The 21,700-nt window shown below is 69.5% G+C and carries 15 protein-coding genes and 3 rRNA genes; 17 read left to right on the top strand and 1 reads right to left on the bottom strand.

Annotation, left to right across the window (positions count from 1 at the left end):
• Nucleotide 1: 1 nt before the first annotated feature.
• From argF to AMYTH_RS0112700, 17 genes are all read left to right on the top strand, one after another.
• On the top strand, nt 2–937 hold the full coding sequence (gene argF / locus AMYTH_RS0112780; protein ID WP_027930656.1) for an ornithine carbamoyltransferase: 936 nt from the start codon (nt 2–4) through the stop codon (nt 935–937).
• Entirely contained in the window at nt 934–1,437 is a 504-nt protein-coding gene (locus tag AMYTH_RS0112775) for an arginine repressor (RefSeq protein ID WP_017981993.1), read from the top strand. The genes argF and AMYTH_RS0112775 overlap by 4 nt, the downstream gene beginning before the upstream one ends.
• A gap of 20 nt (nt 1,438–1,457) precedes the next feature.
• Nucleotides 1,458–2,876, top strand: coding sequence for an argininosuccinate lyase (gene argH / locus AMYTH_RS0112770; RefSeq protein ID WP_027930655.1), 1,419 nt, complete (start codon nt 1,458–1,460; stop codon nt 2,874–2,876).
• On the top strand, nt 2,873–3,484 hold the full coding sequence (locus AMYTH_RS0112765; protein ID WP_228684737.1) for a VOC family protein: 612 nt from the start codon (nt 2,873–2,875) through the stop codon (nt 3,482–3,484). The genes argH and AMYTH_RS0112765 overlap by 4 nt, the downstream gene beginning before the upstream one ends.
• On the top strand, nt 3,481–4,104 hold the full coding sequence (locus AMYTH_RS0112760; RefSeq protein ID WP_027930653.1) for a DNA-3-methyladenine glycosylase: 624 nt from the start codon (nt 3,481–3,483) through the stop codon (nt 4,102–4,104). The genes AMYTH_RS0112765 and AMYTH_RS0112760 overlap by 4 nt, the downstream gene beginning before the upstream one ends.
• 30 nt (nt 4,105–4,134) lie before the next feature.
• Nucleotides 4,135–5,409 carry a tyrosine--tRNA ligase gene (tyrS, locus tag AMYTH_RS0112755; protein ID WP_027930652.1) on the top strand — a complete coding sequence of 425 codons (1,275 nt, stop codon included), beginning with the start codon at nt 4,135–4,137 and terminating at the stop codon, nt 5,407–5,409.
• 361 nt (nt 5,410–5,770) lie between these two features.
• Nucleotides 5,771–7,293: ribosomal RNA gene (locus AMYTH_RS0112750) — 16S ribosomal RNA — on the top strand.
• Nucleotides 7,294–7,575: 282 nt separating this feature from the next.
• Nucleotides 7,576–10,693, top strand: a 23S ribosomal RNA gene (locus tag AMYTH_RS0112745).
• Between the two features lie 76 nt (nt 10,694–10,769).
• Nucleotides 10,770–10,886, top strand: a 5S ribosomal RNA gene (gene rrf / locus AMYTH_RS0112740).
• Together the 16S, 23S and 5S rRNA genes form the textbook arrangement of a ribosomal RNA operon.
• 1,719 nt (nt 10,887–12,605) lie before the next feature.
• Nucleotides 12,606–13,715, top strand: coding sequence for a tetratricopeptide repeat protein (locus AMYTH_RS50285; protein ID WP_228684735.1), 1,110 nt, complete (start codon nt 12,606–12,608; stop codon nt 13,713–13,715).
• On the top strand, nt 13,708–14,718 hold the full coding sequence (locus tag AMYTH_RS0112730) for an HAD-IIA family hydrolase (RefSeq protein ID WP_027930650.1): 1,011 nt from the start codon (nt 13,708–13,710) through the stop codon (nt 14,716–14,718). Before AMYTH_RS50285 ends, AMYTH_RS0112730 begins: the two co-directional genes overlap by 8 nt.
• A 10-nt stretch (nt 14,719–14,728) precedes the next feature.
• Nucleotides 14,729–14,938 carry a hypothetical protein gene (locus AMYTH_RS0112725; RefSeq protein ID WP_027930649.1) on the top strand — a complete coding sequence of 70 codons (210 nt, stop codon included), beginning with the start codon at nt 14,729–14,731 and terminating at the stop codon, nt 14,936–14,938.
• Nucleotides 14,939–14,942: 4 nt separating this feature from the next.
• The gene (locus AMYTH_RS0112720) at nt 14,943–15,752 is read left to right on the top strand and encodes a TlyA family RNA methyltransferase (RefSeq protein WP_017982000.1); all 810 of its coding nucleotides are present in this window, start codon (nt 14,943–14,945) and stop codon (nt 15,750–15,752) included.
• Nucleotides 15,749–16,660, top strand: coding sequence for an NAD kinase (locus tag AMYTH_RS0112715; RefSeq protein WP_017982001.1), 912 nt, complete (start codon nt 15,749–15,751; stop codon nt 16,658–16,660). The genes AMYTH_RS0112720 and AMYTH_RS0112715 overlap by 4 nt, the downstream gene beginning before the upstream one ends.
• Before the next feature lie 46 nt (nt 16,661–16,706).
• Nucleotides 16,707–18,497, top strand: coding sequence for a DNA repair protein RecN (gene recN, locus AMYTH_RS0112710; protein ID WP_027930648.1), 1,791 nt, complete (start codon nt 16,707–16,709; stop codon nt 18,495–18,497).
• Between the two features lie 104 nt (nt 18,498–18,601).
• A complete protein-coding gene (steA, locus tag AMYTH_RS0112705) occupies nt 18,602–19,786 on the top strand; it encodes a putative cytokinetic ring protein SteA (RefSeq protein ID WP_027930647.1) in 1,185 nt (394 codons plus the stop codon).
• On the top strand, nt 19,783–20,730 hold the full coding sequence (locus AMYTH_RS0112700) for a copper transporter (RefSeq protein ID WP_020420659.1): 948 nt from the start codon (nt 19,783–19,785) through the stop codon (nt 20,728–20,730). The genes steA and AMYTH_RS0112700 overlap by 4 nt, the downstream gene beginning before the upstream one ends.
• Nucleotides 20,731–20,817: 87 nt before the next feature.
• Here AMYTH_RS0112700 and AMYTH_RS0112695 read toward each other — a convergent pair whose 3' ends face one another.
• Nucleotides 20,818–21,657 carry a TIGR03621 family F420-dependent LLM class oxidoreductase gene (locus AMYTH_RS0112695; RefSeq protein ID WP_027930646.1) on the bottom strand — a complete coding sequence of 280 codons (840 nt, stop codon included), beginning with the start codon at nt 21,655–21,657 and terminating at the stop codon, nt 20,818–20,820.
• Nucleotides 21,658–21,700 lie beyond the last annotated feature (43 nt).

Here is a 21,700-nt window from a genome sequence, read left to right as displayed (position 1 = left end):
GATGCTCCGCCACTTCCTGCGCGACGACGACCTGACCCCGGACGAACAGCTCGCCGTCCTCGACCTGGCCGCCGAGCTGAAGAAGGACCCGCTGTCGAACCGGGCACTGGCCGGCCCGAAGTCGGTGGCCGTGCTGTTCGAGAAGAACTCGACCCGGACCCGGCTGTCGTTCGAGGTCGGCATCGCCCAGCTGGGCGGCCACCCGATCATCGTGGACGGCCGCTCGATGCAGCTCGGCCGCGAGGAGACGATCGAGGACACCGCGCGGGTGCTCTCGCGTTACGTCGACGCCGTCGTGTGGCGCACCTTCGCCCAGCAGCGCATCGTGGCGATGGCCTCGGCCGCCACGGTCCCGGTGGTCAACGCCCTCACCGACGAGTTCCACCCGTGCCAGGTGCTGGCGGACCTGCAGACCATCCGCGAGCGCAAGGGCAGGCTGGCCGGGCTGACGCTGACCTACCTCGGCGACGGCGCCAACAACATGGCCCACTCGCTGCTGCTCGGCGGGGTCACCGCGGGCCTGCACGTGCGGGTCGTGGCGCCGGAGGGCTTCCAGCCGGACGCCGACGTGGTGACCGACGCCAAGAAACGCGCGGCGGAGACCGGCGGCAGCGTCGGCCTGTTCACCGAGCCGCACGCCGCGGTCGAGGGCGCCGACGTCCTGGTTACCGACACCTGGACCTCGATGGGCCAGGAGAACGACGGCATGGACCGGGTCACGCCGTTCAAGAAGCTGCAGGTCAACACCGAGCTGCTGGCCGAGGCCGGGGACGACGCGATCGTGCTGCACTGCCTGCCCGCGCACCGCGGCTGGGAGATCACCGACGAGGTGATCGACGGCCCGGCCAGCGCGGTGTGGGACGAGGCCGAGAACCGCCTGCACGCGCAGAAGGCGCTGCTGGTCTGGCTCCTGGGACAGGAGGCTTCGCGACGATGAACCGCGCCGCCCGCCAGGCCCGCATCGTCGAGCTGGTCTCGTCGATGGCCATCCGCAGCCAGACCGAGCTGGCGAAGCTGCTGGCGGCGGAGGGCGTCGAGGTCACGCAGGCTACGTTGTCCAGGGACCTCGACGAGCTGGGCGCGGTCAAGCTGCGGGGCGCGGACTCCGGTGCGCCGGTGTACGTGATCCCCGAGGACGGCAGCCCGGTGCGCGGGGTCCAGGGCGGGACGTCACGGCTGTCCAGGCTGCTGGCGGAGCTGATGGTGTCGGTGGACTCGTCCGGGAACCTGACGGTGCTGCGCACGCCGCCGGGCGCGGCGCAGTTCCTGGCCAGCGCGATCGACCGGGCCGCGCTGGAGGAGGTGGTCGGGTCGATCGCGGGCGACGACACCGTCGCGGTGATCGCCAGGGAGCCGCTCACCGGCCGGGACCTGGCCGACCGGTTCTCGGCGCTGGCGCGGCGTTCCTCTACTTTGGACTTGCACGACGACGGATGAGCGAAGGCTGAGACGAACACATGGCAGACAACGGCCAACCGGGGATCGCGCTCTGGGGCGGGCGCTTCAGCAGCGGACCGGCCGAGGCGATGGCGGCGCTGAGCGCGTCGACCCACTTCGACTGGCGGCTGGCGCCCTACGACATCGCCGGTTCCCGGGCCCACGCCAGGGTGCTGCACCGGGCCGGTCTCCTCACCGAGGACGAGCTGACCCGGATGCTCGCCGCGCTGGACGCGCTCGCCGCGGACGTCGCCTCGGGTGAGTTCACACCGACGGTCGCCGACGAGGACGTGCACACCGCGCTGGAGCGCGGCCTGATCGAGCGCGCGGGCGCCGAGCTGGGTGGCAAGCTGCGTGCCGGCCGGTCCCGCAACGACCAGGTCGCCACCCTGTTCCGGATGTGGCTGCGCGACGCGGGCAAGCGCGTCGCGGCCGGCACGCTGGACGTCGTCGACGCCCTGGTCGCCCAGGCGCGCCGCCACCCGGACGCGATCCTGCCGGGCCGCACCCACCTCCAGCACGCCCAGCCGGTGCTGCTGGCGCACCACCTGCTCGCGCACGCGCAGTCGCTGCTGCGCGACGTGAGCCGGCTGCGCGACTGGGACGCCCGCACGGCCGAGTCGCCCTACGGTTCGGGTGCGCTGGCCGGGTCGTCGCTCGGGCTCGACCCGGAGGCCGTGGCCGCCGAGCTGGGCTTCGCCACCAGCGTGGACAACTCGATCGACGGTACCGCGTCCCGCGACTTCGCCGCCGAGTTCGCGTTCGTGCTGGCCATGCTGGGCGTGAACCTCTCCCGCATCGCCGAAGAGGTCATCATCTGGAACACCGCCGAGTTCGGCTACGTGACGCTCGACGACGCGTGGGCCACCGGCAGTTCGATCATGCCGCAGAAGAAGAACCCCGACGTCGCCGAGCTGACGCGCGGCAAGTCCGGACGGCTGATCGGCAACCTGACCGGCCTGCTCGCCACGCTCAAGGGCATGCCGCTGGCCTACAACCGGGACCTGCAGGAGGACAAGGAACCGGTCTTCGACTCGGTCGAGCAGCTGGAGCTGCTGTTCCCGGCCATCGCCGGGATGGTCGGCACCCTGACCTTCCACACCGAGCGCCTGGCCGAGCTCGCCCCAGCCGGCTTCACGCTCGCCACCGACATCGCCGAGTGGCTGGTGCGGCAGGGCGTGCCGTTCCGCGTCGCGCACGAAGCGGCGGGGGAGTGCGTGCGGGTGGCCGAGGCACGCGGCGCGGGCCTGGACGAGCTCACCGACGAGGAGCTGGAGAAGATCAGCCCGGCGCTCACCCCGCGGGTGCGGGAGGTGCTGACCGTCGAGGGCTCGGTGGCTTCCCGCGACGCCCGCGGCGGCACCGCCCCGGCGCGCGTGGTCGAGCAGCTGGAGCGGCTCGTCACGCGGGTCGCCGACCACCGGCAGTGGATCGGGTGAACCTCGACCACCTGGTCTACGCGACACCGGACCTCGCCGGGACGGTGGCGGACCTGCGCGAGCGCGGGATCGACCTCGTGCCCGGCGGCCCGCACCCGGGGCGCGGCACGCGCAACCACCTGACCGGGCTCGGCGACGGGGCCTACCTGGAGGTCATCGGCCCCGACCCTGAGCAGGAGGCGCCGGACGGGCCGCGCTGGTTCGGCATCGACGACCTCACCGGTCCCCGGCTGGCCGCGTGGGCGATCCGGGTGCCGGACCTGGCCGCGGCGCTGGAGCGGACGCGGGCCGCCGGCTACCCGTTCGGCGACGCGCGGCCGATGTCGCGACGGCGGCCGGACGGCGTGCTGCTGAGCTGGTCGCTGGCCTTCCCGGCCGACGACGGGGAAATGGTGCCGTTCCTCATCGACTGGCAGGACTCGCCGCACCCGGGCGAAAGCCTGCCCGCGGGCGCCTCGCTGGTGTCGCTGACCGGCGTACACCCCGACCCGGGCCTGGTCGCGGGCCCGCTCGCCGCGGTGGACGCCGCGCTGACGGTCGTCACCGGCCCGGCCCCGCGGCTGGAAGCGGTGCTCGCCACGCCCGGTGGTGAGGTGGTGCTGCGATGACCGGACGCCTGTTCAAGCGCGAGGAGCTGGCGATCGACCCGGTCGACCTGGCGCACGTCCTGCTCGGTTCGGTGCTGGAGTGCGCGGGCTCCGAGGGCACCGTCCGCGCGCGGCTGGTCGAGGTGGAGGCCTACCGCGGGGAGGACGACCCGGCGTCGCACTGCTACCGCGGGCGCACAGCGCGCAACACGGTCATGTGGGGCCCGGCGGGTCACCTGTACGTGTACTTCGTCTACGGCATGCACTTCTGCGCCAACGTGGTCGGCCGGGAGGACGGCGAGGCGGGAGCGGTGCTGTTGCGTGCCGCCGAGATCACCGAGGGGGCCGACGTGGCGCGGTCCCGGCGCAAGGCCGCGCGCAAGGACGTCGAGCTGGCCCGCGGACCGGCCCGGCTGACGTCCGCGCTCGGCATCGGCCCGCAGCACAACGGCGCCGACCTGGTCGACCCGCGGTCGCCGGTGCGCCTGCTGACGGGGGAGGAGATCCCCGCCGAGCGCGTCCGCTCCGGCCCGCGGGTCGGGGTGGCGGCGGCGATGGACACCCCGTGGCGGTTCTGGATCGACGACTCCCCTGCCGTGTCGCTCTACCGGCGCGGCGGACGGGCCCGCCCCGCCAAATAGTCGGTTGACCTCGTAGGAGAGTATCGAGCCGTGAGCGAACACATCCTCGACGAACTGTCCTGGCGCGGGCTGATCGCGCAGTCCACCGACATCGACGCGCTGCGGAAGGACCTGGACGCCGGTCCGCTCACCCTCTATGGCGGCTTCGACCCGACCGCGGAAAGCCTGCACGCCGGCCACCTCGTCCAGCTGCTGACGCTCGCCCGGTTCCAGCAGGCCGGCCACCGGCCGATCGTGCTCGGCGGGGGAGCGACCGGCCAGATCGGCGACCCGCGCGACGTCGGTGAGCGCTCGCTGGTCACGCCCGAGGTGACCGCCGCCCGCCTGGAGAAGATCCGGGTGCAGCTGGAGAAGTTCGTGACCTTCGACGACTCGCCGACCGGGGCGATCGTCGAGAACAACCTGAACTGGTTCAAGGACGTGTCGGCGCTGGACTTCCTGCGCGACGTCGGCAAGCATTTCTCGGTGAACGTGATGCTGGCGCGGGAGACGGTGAAGCGGCGCCTGGCCTCCGACGGCATCTCCTACACCGAGTTCAGCTACCTGCTCCTGCAGTCCTACGACTACCTGACGCTGTTCCGGAAGTACGGGACGAAGCTGCAGATCGGCGGCTCGGACCAGTGGGGCAACATCGTCGGCGGGGTGGACTACATCCGCAAGGTCGACGGTGCGAGCGTGCACGCGCTGACCACACCGCTGGTCACCGACTCCGAGGGCCGCAAGTTCGGCAAGTCCACCGGCGGCGGGAACCTGTGGCTCGACCCGGAGATGACCTCGCCGTACGCGTGGTTCCAGTACTTCGTGAACGTCGCGGACTCCGACGTCCTGCCCTACCTGCGCATGCTGACGTTCGTGCCGCGCGAGGAGATCGACGAGATCGCGCGGCTGACCGAGGAGAAGCCGCACCTGCGGGCCGGCCAGCGCCGGCTCGCCGAGGAGCTGACCACGCTGGTGCACGGGGAGGACCAGACCCGCCAGGTCATCGCCGCGAGCCAGGCGCTGTTCGGCCGCGGTGAGCTGGCCGAGCTGGACGCCCGCACGCTCGACGCGGTCATGGCCGAGGTGCCGGTGGGCGAGGTGCGGCTCGCGGACGAGCCGACGATCGTCGACCTCCTCGTGGCCACGGGTCTCGTGGACAGCAAGGGCGCGGCCCGCCGCACCGTGAAGGAGGGCGGCGCGTACGTGAACAACGCGAAGATCGCCGACGAGGAGTGGCGCCCGGAGCTCGGGGACGCCCTGCACGGGACGTGGCTCGTGGTCCGCCGGGGCAAGCGGAACACCGCCGGGGTCAAATTGCTGGCCTGACCAGGGGAAACGTGGTTAAGGGACCCCCCTGTTCGAGGGGGGTTTCCGACCATGTAAAGTTCTCTTCGTCGCCAGGGAGACCGGGCCGGGGCCGAGAGCCCCAGGAGCGCGGGGTACCAGGCGGGGGGTCACGAACCAAGCTCCCACCGATGGTGGTAGAGTGGGTGACCGCCGCCGGACGAAACCACAGCGAAATTGGAGTCGCGAGACTTCGCGCGCTGGTGGGGTCGTCGGGTGACACAACAAAACGTGTTGTTTGAGAACTCAACAGTGTATTGATGAGCTAAAGCCAGTTGATTAGCTAGAACCCTTTGTGGGTTCCTTTGAGGCTATGAGAATAGCCGGGTTTGATTTTCTGACATTGTTGGAGAGTTTGATCCTGGCTCAGGACGAACGCTGGCGGCGTGCTTAACACATGCAAGTCGAACGCTGAAGCATCTTCGGGTGTGGATGAGTGGCGAACGGGTGAGTAACACGTGGGTAACCTGCCCTGTACTTTGGGATAAGCCCTGGAAACGGGGTCTAATACCGAATATGACCTTGCGCCGCATGGTGTAGGGTGGAAAGTTTCGGCGGTACAGGATGGGCCCGCGGCCTATCAGCTTGTTGGTGGGGTAGTGGCCTACCAAGGCGACGACGGGTAGCCGGCCTGAGAGGGTGACCGGCCACACTGGGACTGAGACACGGCCCAGACTCCTACGGGAGGCAGCAGTGGGGAATATTGCACAATGGGCGGAAGCCTGATGCAGCGACGCCGCGTGAGGGATGACGGCCTTCGGGTTGTAAACCTCTTTCGCCAGGGACGAAGCGTAAGTGACGGTACCTGGAGAAGAAGCACCGGCTAACTACGTGCCAGCAGCCGCGGTAATACGTAGGGTGCAAGCGTTGTCCGGAATTATTGGGCGTAAAGAGCTCGTAGGCGGCTTGTCGCGTCTGCTGTGAAAATCCGGGGCTTAACTCCGGACCTGCAGTGGATACGGGCAGGCTTGAGTTCGGTAGGGGAGACTGGAATTCCTGGTGTAGCGGTGAAATGCGCAGATATCAGGAGGAACACCGGTGGCGAAGGCGGGTCTCTGGGCCGATACTGACGCTGAGGAGCGAAAGCGTGGGGAGCGAACAGGATTAGATACCCTGGTAGTCCACGCTGTAAACGTTGGGCGCTAGGTGTGGGCGACTTCCACGTTGTCCGTGCCGTAGCTAACGCATTAAGCGCCCCGCCTGGGGAGTACGGCCGCAAGGCTAAAACTCAAAGGAATTGACGGGGGCCCGCACAAGCGGCGGAGCATGTGGATTAATTCGATGCAACGCGAAGAACCTTACCTGGGCTTGACATGCACTGGAAACAGGCAGAGATGTCGGCCCCCTTGTGGCCGGTGTGCAGGTGGTGCATGGCTGTCGTCAGCTCGTGTCGTGAGATGTTGGGTTAAGTCCCGCAACGAGCGCAACCCTTGTCCTGTGTTGCCAGCGCGTAATGGCGGGGACTCGCGGGAGACTGCCGGGGTCAACTCGGAGGAAGGTGGGGATGACGTCAAGTCATCATGCCCCTTATGTCCAGGGCTTCACACATGCTACAATGGCTGGTACAGAGGGCTGCGATACTGTGAGGTGGAGCGAATCCCTTAAAGCCGGTCTCAGTTCGGATCGCAGTCTGCAACTCGACTGCGTGAAGTCGGAGTCGCTAGTAATCGCAGATCAGCAACGCTGCGGTGAATACGTTCCCGGGCCTTGTACACACCGCCCGTCACGTCATGAAAGTCGGTAACACCCGAAGCCCATGGCCCAACCCCGCTTGCGGGGAGGGAGTGGTCGAAGGTGGGACTGGCGATTGGGACGAAGTCGTAACAAGGTAGCCGTACCGGAAGGTGCGGCTGGATCACCTCCTTTCTAAGGAGCAACTCACTTCCATCCCTTGGGGATGGAGTGGCTGAGTCTAGTACCCGAGTGTGGTGCTGCTCAGACGCTCAAGGAATTGTGGACGGCTGGCTGATGCTCATCACTTGGATCAAGGGTGTGTCTAGTACTGCTGGCTTCGGTCGGCGTGGAACGGGCGCTGGAGATCTCGGGTGGTGGGTGTTCATCTTTACGCTGTTGGGTCCTGAGGCAACACGGTGTGTTGTTTCTGGGTGTGGTGTTTGAGAATTGCAGAGTGGATGCGAGCATCTTTGTGGTCAAGTTGTTAAGGGCACATGGTGGATGTCTTGGCATCAGGAGCCGATGAAGGACGTGGGAGGCTGCGATAAGCCTCGGGGAGCTGTCAACCGAGCTGTGATCCGAGGGTGTCCGAATGGGGAAACCCAGCACCTGTTATGAGGTGTTACCCATACCTGAATATATAGGGTATGTGGAGGGAACGCGGGGAAGTGAAACATCTCAGTACCCGTAGGAAGAGAAAACACTAGTGATTCCGTGAGTAGTGGCGAGCGAAAGCGGAGGAGGCTAAACCGTGCGCATGTGATACCTGTCAGGGGTTGTGTGTGCGGGGTTGTGGGACCTGCCTTCCAGGAGCTGACACTCCTGGCATCGTGCTGCATGGCTAGTGGAACCGCCTGGGATGGTGGACCGGAGTGGGTGAGAGTCCCGTACGCGAAAGCTGTGTTGGTGTGGTGTGGTGGTGTTCCCGAGTAGCAGCGAGCTCGTGGAATTTGCTGTGAATCTGCCGGGACCACTCGGTAAGCCTAAATACTTCCTGGTGACCGATAGCGGACGAGTACCGTGAGGGAAAGATGAAAAGTACCCCGGGAGGGGAGTGAAAGAGTACCTGAAACCGTGTGCCTACAAGCCGTCAGAGCCATCCGTGTGATGGTGATGGCGTGCCTTTTGAAGAATGAGCCTGCGAGTTAGTGCTGCGTGGCGAGGTTAACCCGTGTGGGGTAGCCGTAGCGAAAGCGAGTCTGAATAGGGCGTTTGAGTCGCGTGGTCTAGACCCGAAGCGGAGTGATCTACCCATGGCCAGGCTGAAGCGAGGGTAAGACCTCGTGGAGGGCCGAACCCACCAGGGTTGAAAACCTGGGGGATGAGTTGTGGGTAGGGGTGAAAGGCCAATCAAACTCCGTGATAGCTGGTTCTCCCCGAAATGCATTTAGGTGCAGCGTCGCATGTTTCGTGGTGGGGGTAGAGCTACTGGATGGCCTAGGGGCCTTACCGGGTTACCGAAGTCAACCAAACTCCGAATACCATCACGTGAGAGTGCGGCAGTGAGACGGCGGGGGATAAGCTTCGTCGTCGAGAGGGAAACAGCCCAGAACACCGGCTAAGGCCCCTAAGTGTGTGCTTAGTGGGAAAGGATGTGGGGTCGCTTAGACAACCAGGAGGTTGGCTTAGAAGCAGCCACCCTTGAAAGAGTGCGTAATAGCTCACTGGTCAAGTGGTCCTGCGCCGATAATGTAGCGGGGCTGAAGTACACCGCCGAAGCCGTGTCAATAACACAATACATCCGCTCAGCCCTTCGGGGGTTGTGTGTAGTGGTGTTGTTGGGTAGGGGAGCGTCCTGCATCCAGGGAAGCGGCCGTGGAAGCGAGTCGTGGAGGGTGTGGGAGTGAGAATGCAGGCATGAGTAGCGAATGCAGAGTGAGAAACTCTGCCGCCGGATGACCAAGGGTTCCTGGGTCAAGTTAATCTGCCCAGGGTAAGTCGGGACCTAAGGCGAGGCCGACAGGCGTAGTCGATGGACAACGGGTTGATATTCCCGTACCCGCGTATGTTCGCCCATGACGAGGCGCATGATACTAACCGCCCTGAACTGTGAGGCTCTTCGGAGTTGAGCGGGGACGCGCGGGACCTGAGTGTGTAGTAGTCAAGCGATGGGGTGACGCAGGAAGGTAGCTCCGCCAGTGAGTGGTTGTACTGGTGTAAGCGTGTAGCCTGGGACATAGGCAAATCCGTGTCCCGTGTAGGGTGAGACGTGATGCGTAGCCGTTGAGGCGAAGTAGGGTGATCCTCTGCTGCCGAGAAAAGCCTCTAGCGAGAACATGTGCGGCCCGTACCCCAAACCGACACAGGTGGTCAGGTAGAGAATACTAAGGCGGTCGGGTGAACTGTGGTTAAGGAACTCGGCAAAATGCCCCCGTAACTTCGGGAGAAGGGGGGCCAAAGCACTTGAAGCCCTTCGCGGGCTAGGGTGAGTTGGCCGCAGAGACCAGCGGAAAGCGACTGTTTACTAAAAACACAGGTCCATGCGAAGTCGTAAGACGAGGTATATGGACTGACGCCTGCCCGGTGCTGGAACGTTAAGAGGACCGGTTAGCTCCTTTGTGGGGCGAAGCTGAGAATTTAAGCGCCAGTAAACGGCGGTGGTAACTATAACCATCCTAAGGTAGCGAAATTCCTTGTCGGGTAAGTTCCGACCTGCACGAATGGCGTAACGACTTTCCGGCTGTCTCAACCACAGGCCCGGTGAAATTGCACTACGAGTAAAGATGCTCGTTACGCGCGGCAGGACGGAAAGACCCCGGGACCTTTACTATAGCTTGGTATTGGTTTTCGGTTCGGCTTGTGTAGGATAGGTGGGAGACTGTGAAGCGGGGACGCTAGTTCTCGTGGAGTCGTTGTTGAAATACCACTCTGGTCGGATTGGGAATCTAACCTAGGGCCCTGATCGGGTTCAGGGACAGTGCCTGGTGGGTAGTTTAACTGGGGCGGTTGCCTCCTAAAAGGTAACGGAGGCGCCCAAAGGTTCCCTCAGCCTGGTTGGCAATCAGGTGTTGAGTGTAAGTGCACAAGGGAGCTTGACTGTGAGACTGACGGGTCGAGCAGGTGCGAAAGCAGGGACTAGTGATCCGGCATCTCCTGGTGGAAGGGATGTCGCTCAACGGATAAAAGGTACCCCGGGGATAACAGGCTGATCTTGCCCAAGAGTCCATATCGACGGCATGGTTTGGCACCTCGATGTCGGCTCGTCGCATCCTGGGGCCGGAGTAGGTCCCAAGGGTTGGGCTGTTCGCCCATTAAAGCGGCACGCGAGCTGGGTTTAGAACGTCGTGAGACAGTTCGGTCCCTATCCGCCGCGCGCGTAGGAGACTTGAGGAAGGCTGTCCCTAGTACGAGAGGACCGGGACGGACGAACCTCTGGTATGCCAGTTGTCACGCCAGTGGCATGGCTGGTTAGCTACGTTCGGAAGGGATAACCGCTGAAGGCATCTAAGCGGGAAGCCTGTTCCTAGATGAGGTCTCCCACCCCTTTGTGGGTTAAGGCCCCCAAGAGACGATTGGGTTGATAGGCCAGACATGGACGCACAGTAATGTGTTTTTGAGTGGACTGGTACTAATAGGCCGAGGACTTGCCCACAAAGCTGCTACGCATCCGCTCTGCAACTCTGAAACACCACACCAGTCTGGAACACTCTGGTGTTGTTTCGGAGAGTTTCGGTGGTCATGGCGGCAGGGAAACGCCCGGTCCCATTCCGAACCCGGAAGCTAAGCCTGCCAGCGCCGATGGTACTGCACCCCCGCGGGTGTGGGAGAGTAGGACACCGCCGAACACCCTTTCCCAAGGGCCCGTTAGGATAGCCGATTGGCTCGCCTGACGGGCCTTTGGTGCGTTTTCTGATCTTCACAACCTAGAAAGAGGAGGCCCAGGTGGCGGACTTCGGGCGGCGCGACTTCGACGGCGCTGCATCCGATCGCCCCCGGCGCCGCGATACGGCTCCCGGCGCAGGACGATCGGGAGCGCAGCGAGGCACCCCGCGAGGCAAGGCGGGACAGGGTGGCCGGTCGGGCGGATATGGCCGGCAGGACGACAAACGATCCGGCGGACGCGACTTCGGCGACCGCCGAGGCGGCGAGAGCAACCGCTCGAGCTGGAACCGCGACGACGACCGCCGCGGGAACAACCGCGGCGCCGACGACCGGCGCGGCGACCGCCCGGGCTGGAACCGAGACGAAAACCGCCGCGGCGGCTGGAACCGCGATGACAGCCGCGCCGGCCGCTCCTCCGAGGGGCGTGGTGGCTGGAACCGCGACGACAACCGTGGCGGCCGCTCCTCCGAGGGGCGTGGTGGCTGGAACCGCGACGACAACCGTGGCGGCCGCTCCTCCGAGGGGCGTGGTGGCTGGAACCGCGACGACANCGCTCCTCCGAGGGGCGTGGTGGCTGGAACCGCGACGACAACCGTGGCGGCCGCTCCTCCGAGGGGCGTGGTGGCTGGAACCGCGACGACAACCGCGGGGGCCGTCCGTTTGAGGGCCGCGGTGGCTGGAACCGTGACGACAAGCGCGGCGACCGTTCGTCCGACAACCGGCGTGGTGAGCGCTCCTCCGAGGGGCGCGGCGGCTGGAACCGGGACGACAAGCGCGGCGAGCGCTCGTTCGACAACCGCGGCGGCCGCACCTCTGAGGGGCGTGGCGGCTGGAGCCGCGATGACAACCGCGGGGGCCGCTCGTCCGAGGGGCAGGGCGGCTGGAACCGCGATGACAACCGTGGCGGGCGTTCGTCCGAGAGCCGCGGTGGTTGGAACCGTGACGACCGCGGGCGGGATGACAGGCGTGGTGGCCGGCCCGCCGAGGGCCGTGGCGGTGAGCGCCGGGACTTCAACCGCGGTGAGCGTTCGTTCGACAACCGCGGGGGTCGTCCCTCCGAGGGGCGCGGCGGCTGGAACCGGGACGACAAGCGCGGCGGGCGCTCGTTCGACAACCGTGGCGGGCGTGACGATCAGCGCGGTGGCCGCTCCTTCGAGGGGCGCCGCGACTTCGACCGTGGCAGCCGGTCCGCCGAGGGCCGCGACGAGCGTCGTGACTTCGACCGCGGTGGCCGCTCTTCCGAGGGCCGTGGTGGCGAGCGCCGCGACTTCAACCGCGGTGGGCGTTCGTTCGACAACCGTGGCGGTCGTTCTTTCGAGGGGCGCCGCGACGAGCAGCGCGGTGGCCGCTCGTTCGACGAGCGTCGTGGGGAGCGGCCGGGCTGGAAGCGCGACGACGACCGGCGTGGCGGCGGCTACGCCAAGCGGGACGACGACCGTTCCGGGCCGCGCCGTGACGACACCCGGTCGGGCGGGCGCCGGTTCGACGACCGCGGCTCCGGCGGGACGCGCGGCAAGTTCGACCGGGGCGACCGGCCGGGCTGGAAGCGCGACGAACGGTCCGAGGCTGCCGCGGAAACAGCGGAGGAGCGGCTGGACGAGGCTCCGGCCCTGAACTCCGAGGCCGACGCGATCAGCGAGGGCGAGATCGCCGCCAAGGCGGACGCGACCGGCGCCGACCTCGTGGACGCTACCGGCGCTGCCGGTGACGACAGCACCTCCGAGGGCCGCGCTGCGGACACCCTGGACGGAAGCGCCGACACGGACAGGCCCGATGACGGCGCCGGCATCACCGACGAGGATGCGGCGGGCAGTCCCGGAGAGGGCGGCGCGAACCTCCCCGACGAAGACGCCGCGGACGGCCTCGGCGAGGACGAAACCGTCGAGCTGGTCGCCCGTGCGGACGACGTCGAGATCGCCGCCGACGCCGCGGACATCGCGGACGGCTTCGGCGAGGACGAGACCATCGAGCCGGTGGCCGCGCCCGTCGCCCGTGAGGACGATGTCGAGATCGCCGACGCCGAGTTCCGCGACGCGCGCCGCGAGGAGCGCAGGTCCTTCGACGACCGCCGGGGCAAGCGGGGTGGCCGGGACCTCGACGACGCGGCCCTCGCGCGGGAACTGCTCGAAGCCCCGGAACTGCCGGAGGACATCGAGTACAGCGACCTCGACCCGGACGTCCGGCGCGAGCTCCGCTCCCTGCCGAAGTCGCTCGCCGAGACCGTGGGCAAGCACCTCGTCGCGGCGGGCAACCTCATCGACACCGACCCCGAGGCCGCCCTGGCGCACGCCAAGTACGCCAAGACCCGCGCCTCCCGGATCCCGATCGTCCGCGAGGCGCTCGGCCTGGTGTCCTACCACGCCGGCCGCTGGCAGGAAGCCCTCGCGGAGCTGCGGGCCGTGCGCCGGATGACCCACACCGACCAGCACATCGCCGTCATCGCCGACGCCGAGCGCGCCCTCGGCCGCCCCGAGCGGGCCCTCGACCTCGCCAAGGAGATGCAGGGCCGCAAGCTCCCGCGCGACGTCGAGATCGAGCTGAAGATCGTCGCCGCCGGGGCGCGGCGCGACCTCGGCCAGGTGGACGCCGCGGTGGTCTCCCTCCAGGGCGACGACCTCGACCCGCGCAAGCGCGACCCGTGGAGCGCCCGGCTGTTCTACGCCTACGCGGACAACCTCGTCGCGGCCGACCGCACCGAGGAAGCCCTCCGCTGGTTCCTGCACGCCGCCGAGGCCGACACCGAGGACGAGACCGACGCCGCCGAGCGCGCCGCGGAGCTCGCGAATGGCTGACGCCCTCCAGGCCGCCTACGACGCGTTCCTGTTCGACCTCGACGGAACCGTCTACCACGGCCCCCGGCCCATCCCGGGGGCCGCGGCGGCCATCCGGCAGCTGCGCGACCAGGGCGCCGCGGTCCGCTTCGTCACCAACAACGCCTCCAAGGCGCCCGGGGACGTCGCGGACCACCTCCGCGCGCTGGACATCGACGCCACCCCGGACGAGGTCAGCACCAGCGCCCAGGCCGCCGCCCGGCTGCTCGGCGAACGGCTGCCCGCCGGCGCGCTCGTCCTCGTCGTCGGCACCGATGCCCTCGCCGGCGAGATCACCGCCGCCGGGCTCCGGCCCGTGCGCGAAGCCGGGGACGACGTCGCCGCCGTCGTGCAGGGCCACAACCCCGCCACCGGCTGGGCCGACCTGGCCGAGGCGTGCGTGGCCATCCGCGGCGGCGCCCTGTGGGTCGCCTGCAACGTCGACACCACCCTGCCCACCGAACGCGGCCTGCTGCCCGGCAACGGTTCGATGGTCGCCGCCCTGCGCACGGCCACCGGCGCCACCCCCGAGGTCGCGGGCAAACCAGAGGCGCCGCTGTTCCACACCGCCGCGAGGTCGGCGAACGCGAGCCGTCCGCTGGCGATCGGGGACCGGCTGGACACCGACATCGCGGGCGCCGTCACCGCGGGCATGGACTCGCTGTGCGTGCTCACCGGCGTCGCGACCCCCGCCACCCTCGTCACCGCGGTCCCCGCCGAACGGCCGACCTACCTGGGCGCCGACCTCGGCGCCCTCACCGAACCCGCGGACGAACTGCGCGTCGCCCCGCAGGCCGGCTGGGACGTCCGCCGCGACGGGGACACCCTCGTCGTGACCGGCGACGGCGACCCGCTGGCCCTGCTGCGCACCCTCTGCGCCGTCGCCTGGGACACCGGCGTCACGGCCATCACGCCAGGGGACGACCGAGCCGGAAAAATCCTCGCGGAGCTGGGGCTGCCGTCCGGCGGCCGACCGATCCGTTAGCGTGGTGACCGTGCAGCACCAACCGACTCCGCAACCCCCGCGGCCGGTCCCCGGGCCGCCGCCGGCCGCCGCGCCGCAGCAGGACCCGCGCGCCGGCATCGAGGAGGCCATGGCCGCGCTCGGCGACCTGGACCGCATCCCGCTCGCCGAGCACGTCGAGCGCTTCGACGCCGTGCACGCCGAGCTCACCACCGCCCTGTCCAGCATCGACAAGGTGTGAGGCGATGCCCCGCAGGGCCCGCCTCGACGCCGAACTGGTGCGCCGCGGCCTCGCCCGCTCCCGCGAACACGCCAGCACGCTGATCAGCGAGGGCAAGGTGACCGTCAACGGCATGGTCGCCAGCAAACCGGCCACCGGCGTCGAGACCGGCGCGCCGATCGTGGTGAAAGCCGCCGACGACCCGGGCTGGGCGTCCCGCGGCGCCCACAAGCTGCTCGGCGCGCTCGAGGCCTTCGAACCGGCCGGGCTGTCCGTGGACGGCAAACGCTGCCTGGACGCCGGCGCCTCGACCGGCGGGTTCACCGACGTCCTGCTCCGCCGCGGCGCCGCCCAGGTGGTCGCCGCCGACGTCGGACGCGGCCTGCTCGACTGGCGGCTGCAGACCGACGAGCGCGTCGTCGTGCTGGACAAGACCAACGTCCGCAACCTCACCCCCGAGCAGTGCGGCGGTCCCGTCGACCTCGTGGTCGGCGACCTGTCGTTCATCTCGCTGCGCCTGGTCCTGCCCGCCCTGGCCGCGTGCGCGACCGCGGAGGCCGACCTGGTCCCGATGGTCAAACCGCAGTTCGAGGTCGGCAAGGAACGCCTCGGCAGCGGTGGGGTGGTGCGGGACCCGGAACTGCGCGCCCGTGCCGTCCTGGACGTCCTGGACGCCGCCGCCGGGCTGGGCCTGCACCCGCACGGCGTGGTCGCGAGCCCGCTGCCGGGACCGTCCGGCAACGTCGAGTACTTCGCCTGGCTGCGCCGCGACCCGGCGCCGGACCAGGACGTCGAGCAACTGGTCCGCGACGCGGTCGGGAAGGGGCCCCAGTGAGCGAGCGCCGCGAGGTGCTGCTGGTCATGCACCCCGACCGCGAGACGACCAAGGACGCCGCGCGCGAGGTCGCCACCCGCTTCGACGAGGCCGGCATCGGGCTGCGCGTCATCGACGACGAGGTCAAGGAACTGATCGAGCACGACTCCCTCGACGAGCTGTGCACCCTCGTCGCGCCCGGCGACGACCCCGCCCGCGGCGCCGAGCTGGTGCTCGTGCTCGGCGGCGACGGCACCCTGCTGCGCGCCGCCGAACTGGCCCGTCCCGCCGGGGTGCCGGTGCTGGGCGTCAACCTCGGCCGCGTCGGCTTCCTCACCGAGGCCGATTCGGACGCGCTCACCGAGACCGTCGGGCGGGTCGTCTCGCGCGAGTACACCGTCGAGGAGCGCATGACGATCGACGTCACGGTGTCGGTCGAGGGCCGGGTCGTGGCCCGCACCTGGGCGCTCAACGAGGCCAGCGTCGAGAAAAGCACCCGCGAGCGGATCCTGGACGCGCTCATCGAGGTCGACGGCAGGCCGGTGTCCGCCTTCGGCTGCGACGGTGTGCTGTGCGCCACTCCGACCGGCTCCACCGCCTACGCGTTCTCCGCGGGCGGCCCGGTGATCTGGCCCGACGTCGAGGCGCTGCTCGTCGTCCCCAGCAACGCGCACGCGATGTTCTCCCGCCCGCTGGTCGTCTCGCGCGACTCGGTGATCACCGTCGGCGTCGACCCGTACGGCTCGCCCGCGGTCCTGACCTGCGACGGGCTGCGGCACATCGCCCTGCCGCGCGGCGCCAGGGTCGAGGTCGTCGCCGGTGAGGTCCCGGTCCGGCTGGCCCGCCTGCACCCCGGCCCGTTCACCGACCGGCTGGTCCACAAGTTCTCGCTGCCCGTCAAGAGCTGGCGGGAGCGGCACGCGCGCTGAGGCGAGGCGTCCGCGGATTGTCGGAGCGGACCGCTACGGTGGTCCCGTGCTGGCCGAGATGCGCATCCAGGGCCTCGGAGTGATCGAGGACGCCCTGCTCGAACTGCACCCGGGATTCACCGTGGTCACCGGCGAGACCGGCGCGGGCAAGACCATGGTCGTCACCGGGCTGCACCTGCTGTCCGGGGGACGCGCCGAGGCGTCGAAGGTCCGCAACGGCTCCGGCCGGGCGAGCGTCGAGGGACGTTTCGAAGGCGTGTTCGCCGGTCACGTCGCCCGGATCGTCGCCGACGCGGGCGGCGAGACCGACGAGGACGGCAGCCTCATCGCGCTGCGCTCGGTGGGCGCCGACGGGCGGTCCCGCGCCCACCTCGGCGGCCGCTCGGTGCCGGTGAGCGTGCTGTCCGACCTGGCCGACCGTCTGCTGGCGGTGCACGGGCAGAACGACCAGCTGCGGCTGCTGCGCCCCTCCGAACAACGCGAGGTGCTCGACCGGTTCGCCGGGGACGACGTCGCCGAGCCGCTGCGCCAGTACCGGGAGGTGCGCGACGAGTGGCTCGCGGTGGTCGCGGAGCTGACGGAGCGCACCAGCCGCTCCCGTGAGATGGCGCAGCAGGCGGACCTGCTCAAGCACGGTCTGGACGAGATCGCCGCGGTCGACCCGAAGCCGGGGGAGGACGCGGAGCTGGCCGAGCAGGTCAAGCGGCTGACCGCGACCGAGGAGCTGCGGGCCGCGGCGAGCGGCGCGCAGGCCGCGGTGTCCGGCGCGGCCGACGGCGACCCGGACCAGCCGGGCGCGCTCGGCCTGATCGGCGAGGCCCGGCGGCGGCTGGCCGGCGCGGACGACTCGGCCCTGCGCGACCTGGAGCCGCGGCTGGCCGAGGCCGAGATGCTGCTCAACGACGTCGGCGCCGAGCTGGGCGGCTACCTCGACGGGCTGGACGCCGACCCGGGACTGCTCGAGCAGATCCTCGCCAGGCAGGCCGAGCTGAAGACCCTGACCCGCAAGTACGCGCCCGACATCGACGGCGTCCTGGCCTGGGCCGAGGACGCGAACTCGCGCCTGGCGTCGATGGACACCTCGGAGGAGGCGCTCGCGGCGCTGGCCGCGCGGCGGGACGAGCTGGCCGCGCAGCTGGCCGTGCACGCCGCCGCGGTGTCGGCGGCCCGCACCGTCGCCGCAGCCGAGCTGGCCGGCGCGGTCACCGAGGAGCTGTCCGGCCTGGCGATGGGCCAGGCCCAGATCGAGGTGACGGTGAAGCGCCGGGCCACCGACGCGTCCGACCCCCAGGCGCTGCGGGTGGACGGCGAGCTGGTGCACGCGGGCGGCTCCGGTGTCGACGACGTCGAGCTGATGCTCAAGGCGCACCCCGCCGCGCCGGCGATGCCGGTGCACAAGGCCGCCTCCGGCGGTGAGCTGTCCCGCGTGATGCTCGCGATCGAGGTCGTGCTGGCCGACGCCGACACCGTGCAGACGCTGGTGTTCGACGAGGTCGACGCCGGGGTCGGCGGCCGCGCGGCCATCGAGATCGGGCGGCGCCTCGCTCGCCTCGCGCGCACCCACCAGGTGCTCGTGGTGACCCACCTGCCGCAGGTGGCCGCGTTCGCCGACCGGCACCTGGTGGTCGACAAGGGCACCGCGGAGGGCGTCACGCGCAGCGACGTCAAGACGCTGCGCAAGTCCGAGCGGGTGGTCGAGCTGGCGCGGATGCTCGCCGGGATGGAGAGCACCGAGACCGGGCGGGCGCACGCGGAGGAACTGCTCGCGGTGGCCGACGCGGACAAGGAAGCGGCGGCGAAACCGCGCCGGAAGACCGGCAAGCGCACCAAGCGCTGACCGTCCACACGCGCCGGTCCACCGGGGAGATCACGCCGAGAAACCGGATTGTGCACGGCGTGTTGCGAGCGGACATCCGGCGTTCGTTTGCCACCATCGGACGCATGAAGCTTCCCGGTCTGCTCAACCGCAACACCGAGGCCCTCCCCGGCATCGTCGGCGTCGCCCGGGTGGACCGGCGCACGCGCGACCTGCTCCGCCGCGTCGGCCCCGGCGACATCGTGGTGCTGGACCAGATCGACCTGGACCGCGCCACCGCCGACGCGCTCGTCGAGGCCGAGGTCGCCGGGGTGGTCAACGCCTCGCCGTCGATCTCCGGCCGGTTCCCCAACCTGGGCCCGGAGATCCTGGTGAACGCCGGCATCCCGCTGCTGGACAACGTCGGCGGCGAGGTGCTGCGCCGCATCAAGGACGGCAGCCGCATCCGGCTGCACGAGGGCGGCGTCTACGTCGGCGACCGGCACGTCGCCAGCGGCAGCGAGCAGACGCCGGACAGCGTCGCCGACCAGATGATCGAGGCCAAGGCCGGGATGTCCACCCAGCTGGAGGCCTTCTCCGCCAACACCATCGAGTTCCTGCGCCGCGAGCGCACGCTCATCCTCGACGGGGTCGGCGTGCCCGAGGTGCGGGTGCCGCTGCGCGACCGGCACGTGCTGGTCGTCGCACCGGGCAAGGGGCACGCCGAGGACCTCAAGGCGCTCAAGAAGTACATCGCCGAGCACCGGCCGGTGCTGATCGGCGTGGACGGCGGCGCGGACACCCTGCGCGCGCAGAAGTACCAGCCGGACATCATCGTCGGCGACCCGTTCGGCATCGACGCCGAGACGCTCAAGTGCGGCGCCGAGGTGGTCGTCCCGGCCCAGCCGGACGGGCACGCGCCGGGCGTGGCGCGCATCCAGGACCTGGGCATCGGCGCGGTCACGTTCCCCGCGTCCGGCAACCCGGAGGACCTGGCGCTGCTGCTCGCCGACGCGCACGAGGCCGGGCTGGTCGTCACCGTCGGGTTCCAGGCGACGCTGCGGGAGTTCCTCGACCACGGCCGGTCCGGGTCGAACCCGTCGACGTTCCTGACCCGGCTCAAGCTCGGCACCCGCCTGGTCGACGGCAAGGCGGTCGCCGCACTGCACCGCAGCCGCGTCTCGCTGGGCGCGGTGGTGCTGCTCGTCGTCGCCGCGCTCGTCGCGGTCGCGGTCGCGCTGCTCATGTCCGACGTCGGCGGGGCGTACCTGGACTGGGCGCGCTCCACCTGGGATTCCTTCACAAGCTGGGTCAAGGGGCTCTTCACGTGATTTCTCTGCGGTACCACATCGTCTCGATCGCGGCGGTGTTCCTGGCGCTCGCCGTCGGCGTCGTGCTCGGGTCGACGGCGCTGAACGGGGCGCTGCTGTCCGGGCTGTCCGACGAGAAGGGCAAGCTCGCGTCGCAGGTGTCCGACCTGGAGGCCCAGCGCAACGCGCTCAACGCGCGGCTGTCCGACGCGGACGCCTTCGCCGGCTCGCTCGGCCCGAAGGTCGTCGCGGGCGCGCTGGACCGCCGCTCGGTCGTGCTCGTCACGACGCAGGAGGCCAACCCGGCCGACCGCGACGCGCTGCGGCAGCTCATCGAGGCCTCCGGCGCGCGGGTGTCGGGGGAGCTGCAGCTCACGGACTCGTTCACCGATCCGGCGAAGGCCGACCAGCTGCGCCAGGTGGTGACCCGGCTGCAGCCGGCCGGTTCGACGTTCCCGACGGCGGGTGACCCGGGCACGCTCGCCGGTGCGCTGGTCGGTTCGGTGCTCCTGCTCAACAAGGACACCGCGCAGCCGCAGTCCACAACGGACGAACTGGCCGCGGCGATCGCGGGCCTGCAGGACGGCGGGTTCGCCAACGCCAGCCCGGGCATCGGGCCGGGCCAGCTGGCACTGGTGCTGACCGGCGGCCAGGCGACGGGCGACGGGGCCGGCGACAAGGCCGCGACACTGGCCCGGTTCGCGGCGCAGCTGGACCGCTCCGGCGCGGGCACGGTGCTCGCGGGCGACCCGGCGTCGGCCGAGGGCACCGGCGCGATCGGCTTCGTGCGGGCCGACACCTCGGCGACGTCCATCCTGTCCACTGTAGACAACGCGAACACGGCGGCCGGGCGGATCAGCGCGGTGCTGGCGCTCAAGGAGCAACTGGACGGCGGGACCGGGCGGTACGGCATCGCGGGCAACGCGCAGTCGCCCGCGCCCGGGGTGGCACAGCCGGGGAGCTGACTGCCGCCGCTGCCCGCCGGGGTTGACCCGGCGGGCAGCGTATAACGACCCATACCGCGCGGCTCTGAGTGATCAGATCTTGGGCGATCAGTTCCCGGCCAGGGCCTCGACCACCGGGATCGCCGCTTCCAGGGCGTGGGCGTTGATCGTCACGTACGAGACCCCGAACTCGTCCCGGCGGCGGCGCAGCGTGTCCACTACCGTGGCCGTGTCGCTGGTCAGCACCGCCGGGTTCGTGTTGTCCCTGGCCGCCGCCGGGTCGATGCCGAACTGCCGCATCCACTCCGGGAGCGGGCCGTCGCCGATGGCGAACACGTTCACGCTCAGCTCCAGCTCGTCGAAGCGGGCGCCGGCCGCCTCCCGGAGCACCGGCAGGCGCTCGCGCAGCTCCTCCTCGCTGCTGGTGTGCACCGCCACGATGTCGGCCTCCTGGGCGGCCAGCCGCAGCAACCGGGTCCCGCTGCCCGCCACCATGATCGGCGGCGTGGGCTGCTGCACGGGCCTGAACGTGCCGTCGGCGAACAGCTTCCGCACCGCCTGGATCGCCTCGCCCACCTGCCGCACCCGCTCGCCCGCGCTGCCGAAGGGCACGCCCAGCAGCTCCGCCGTGCCGCCGGCGTCCCCGCGGCCCGCGCCAAGACCCAGCTCGAACCGGCCTTCGGACAGCTGGTCGAGCGTCGCGGTTTCCCAGGCGATGCGGCCGGGGGAGTGCATCGGCGCGGCGAGCACGAACGTGCCGATCCGCAGCCGGGAGCTCGACGCGGCGACCGCGGCCAGCGCCGGGACCGACGCCTGCACCCCGGCCGCGTCGGGCACCAGTAGCGTGTCGAAACCGAGGTCCTCGGCGCGACGGGCCAGGCCCGCCCAGTGGCTCGCGGGCCCCGGCTGCCCGGTGACCAGGCCGAACCGGAAACGGCGATCGGTCATGAAAACCAGTCCTTCCCCAGATGATCTTGAGCTAAGATCGAAA

The sequence above is a fragment of the Amycolatopsis thermoflava N1165 genome (assembly GCF_000473265.1).
In the GTDB taxonomy this organism is placed as follows: domain Bacteria; phylum Actinomycetota; class Actinomycetes; order Mycobacteriales; family Pseudonocardiaceae; genus Amycolatopsis_E; species Amycolatopsis_E thermoflava.
The sequence above is the reverse complement of the archived record's forward strand: the minus strand, read 5'-3'. Positions and strand labels throughout refer to the sequence as shown.

Bases quoted from the DNA above. Each gene is read 5' to 3' on its own strand.
- AMYTH_RS0112720 (WP_017982000.1), top strand. From the start codon at position 14,943: ATGCCCCGCAGGGCCCGCCTCGACGCCGAACTGGTGCGCCGCGGCCTC.
- AMYTH_RS0112730 (WP_027930650.1), top strand. From the start codon at position 13,708: ATGGCTGACGCCCTCCAGGCCGCCTACGACGCGTTCCTGTTCGACCTC.
- argH (WP_027930655.1), top strand. From the start codon at position 1,458: ATGGCAGACAACGGCCAACCGGGGATCGCGCTCTGGGGCGGGCGCTTC.
- argF (WP_027930656.1), top strand. From the start codon at position 2: ATGCTCCGCCACTTCCTGCGCGACGACGACCTGACCCCGGACGAACAG.
- steA (WP_027930647.1), top strand. From the start codon at position 18,602: ATGAAGCTTCCCGGTCTGCTCAACCGCAACACCGAGGCCCTCCCCGGC.
- AMYTH_RS0112775 (WP_017981993.1), top strand. From the start codon at position 934: ATGAACCGCGCCGCCCGCCAGGCCCGCATCGTCGAGCTGGTCTCGTCG.
- AMYTH_RS0112760 (WP_027930653.1), top strand. From the start codon at position 3,481: ATGACCGGACGCCTGTTCAAGCGCGAGGAGCTGGCGATCGACCCGGTC.
- AMYTH_RS0112695 (WP_027930646.1), bottom strand. From the start codon at position 21,657: ATGACCGATCGCCGTTTCCGGTTCGGCCTGGTCACCGGGCAGCCGGGG.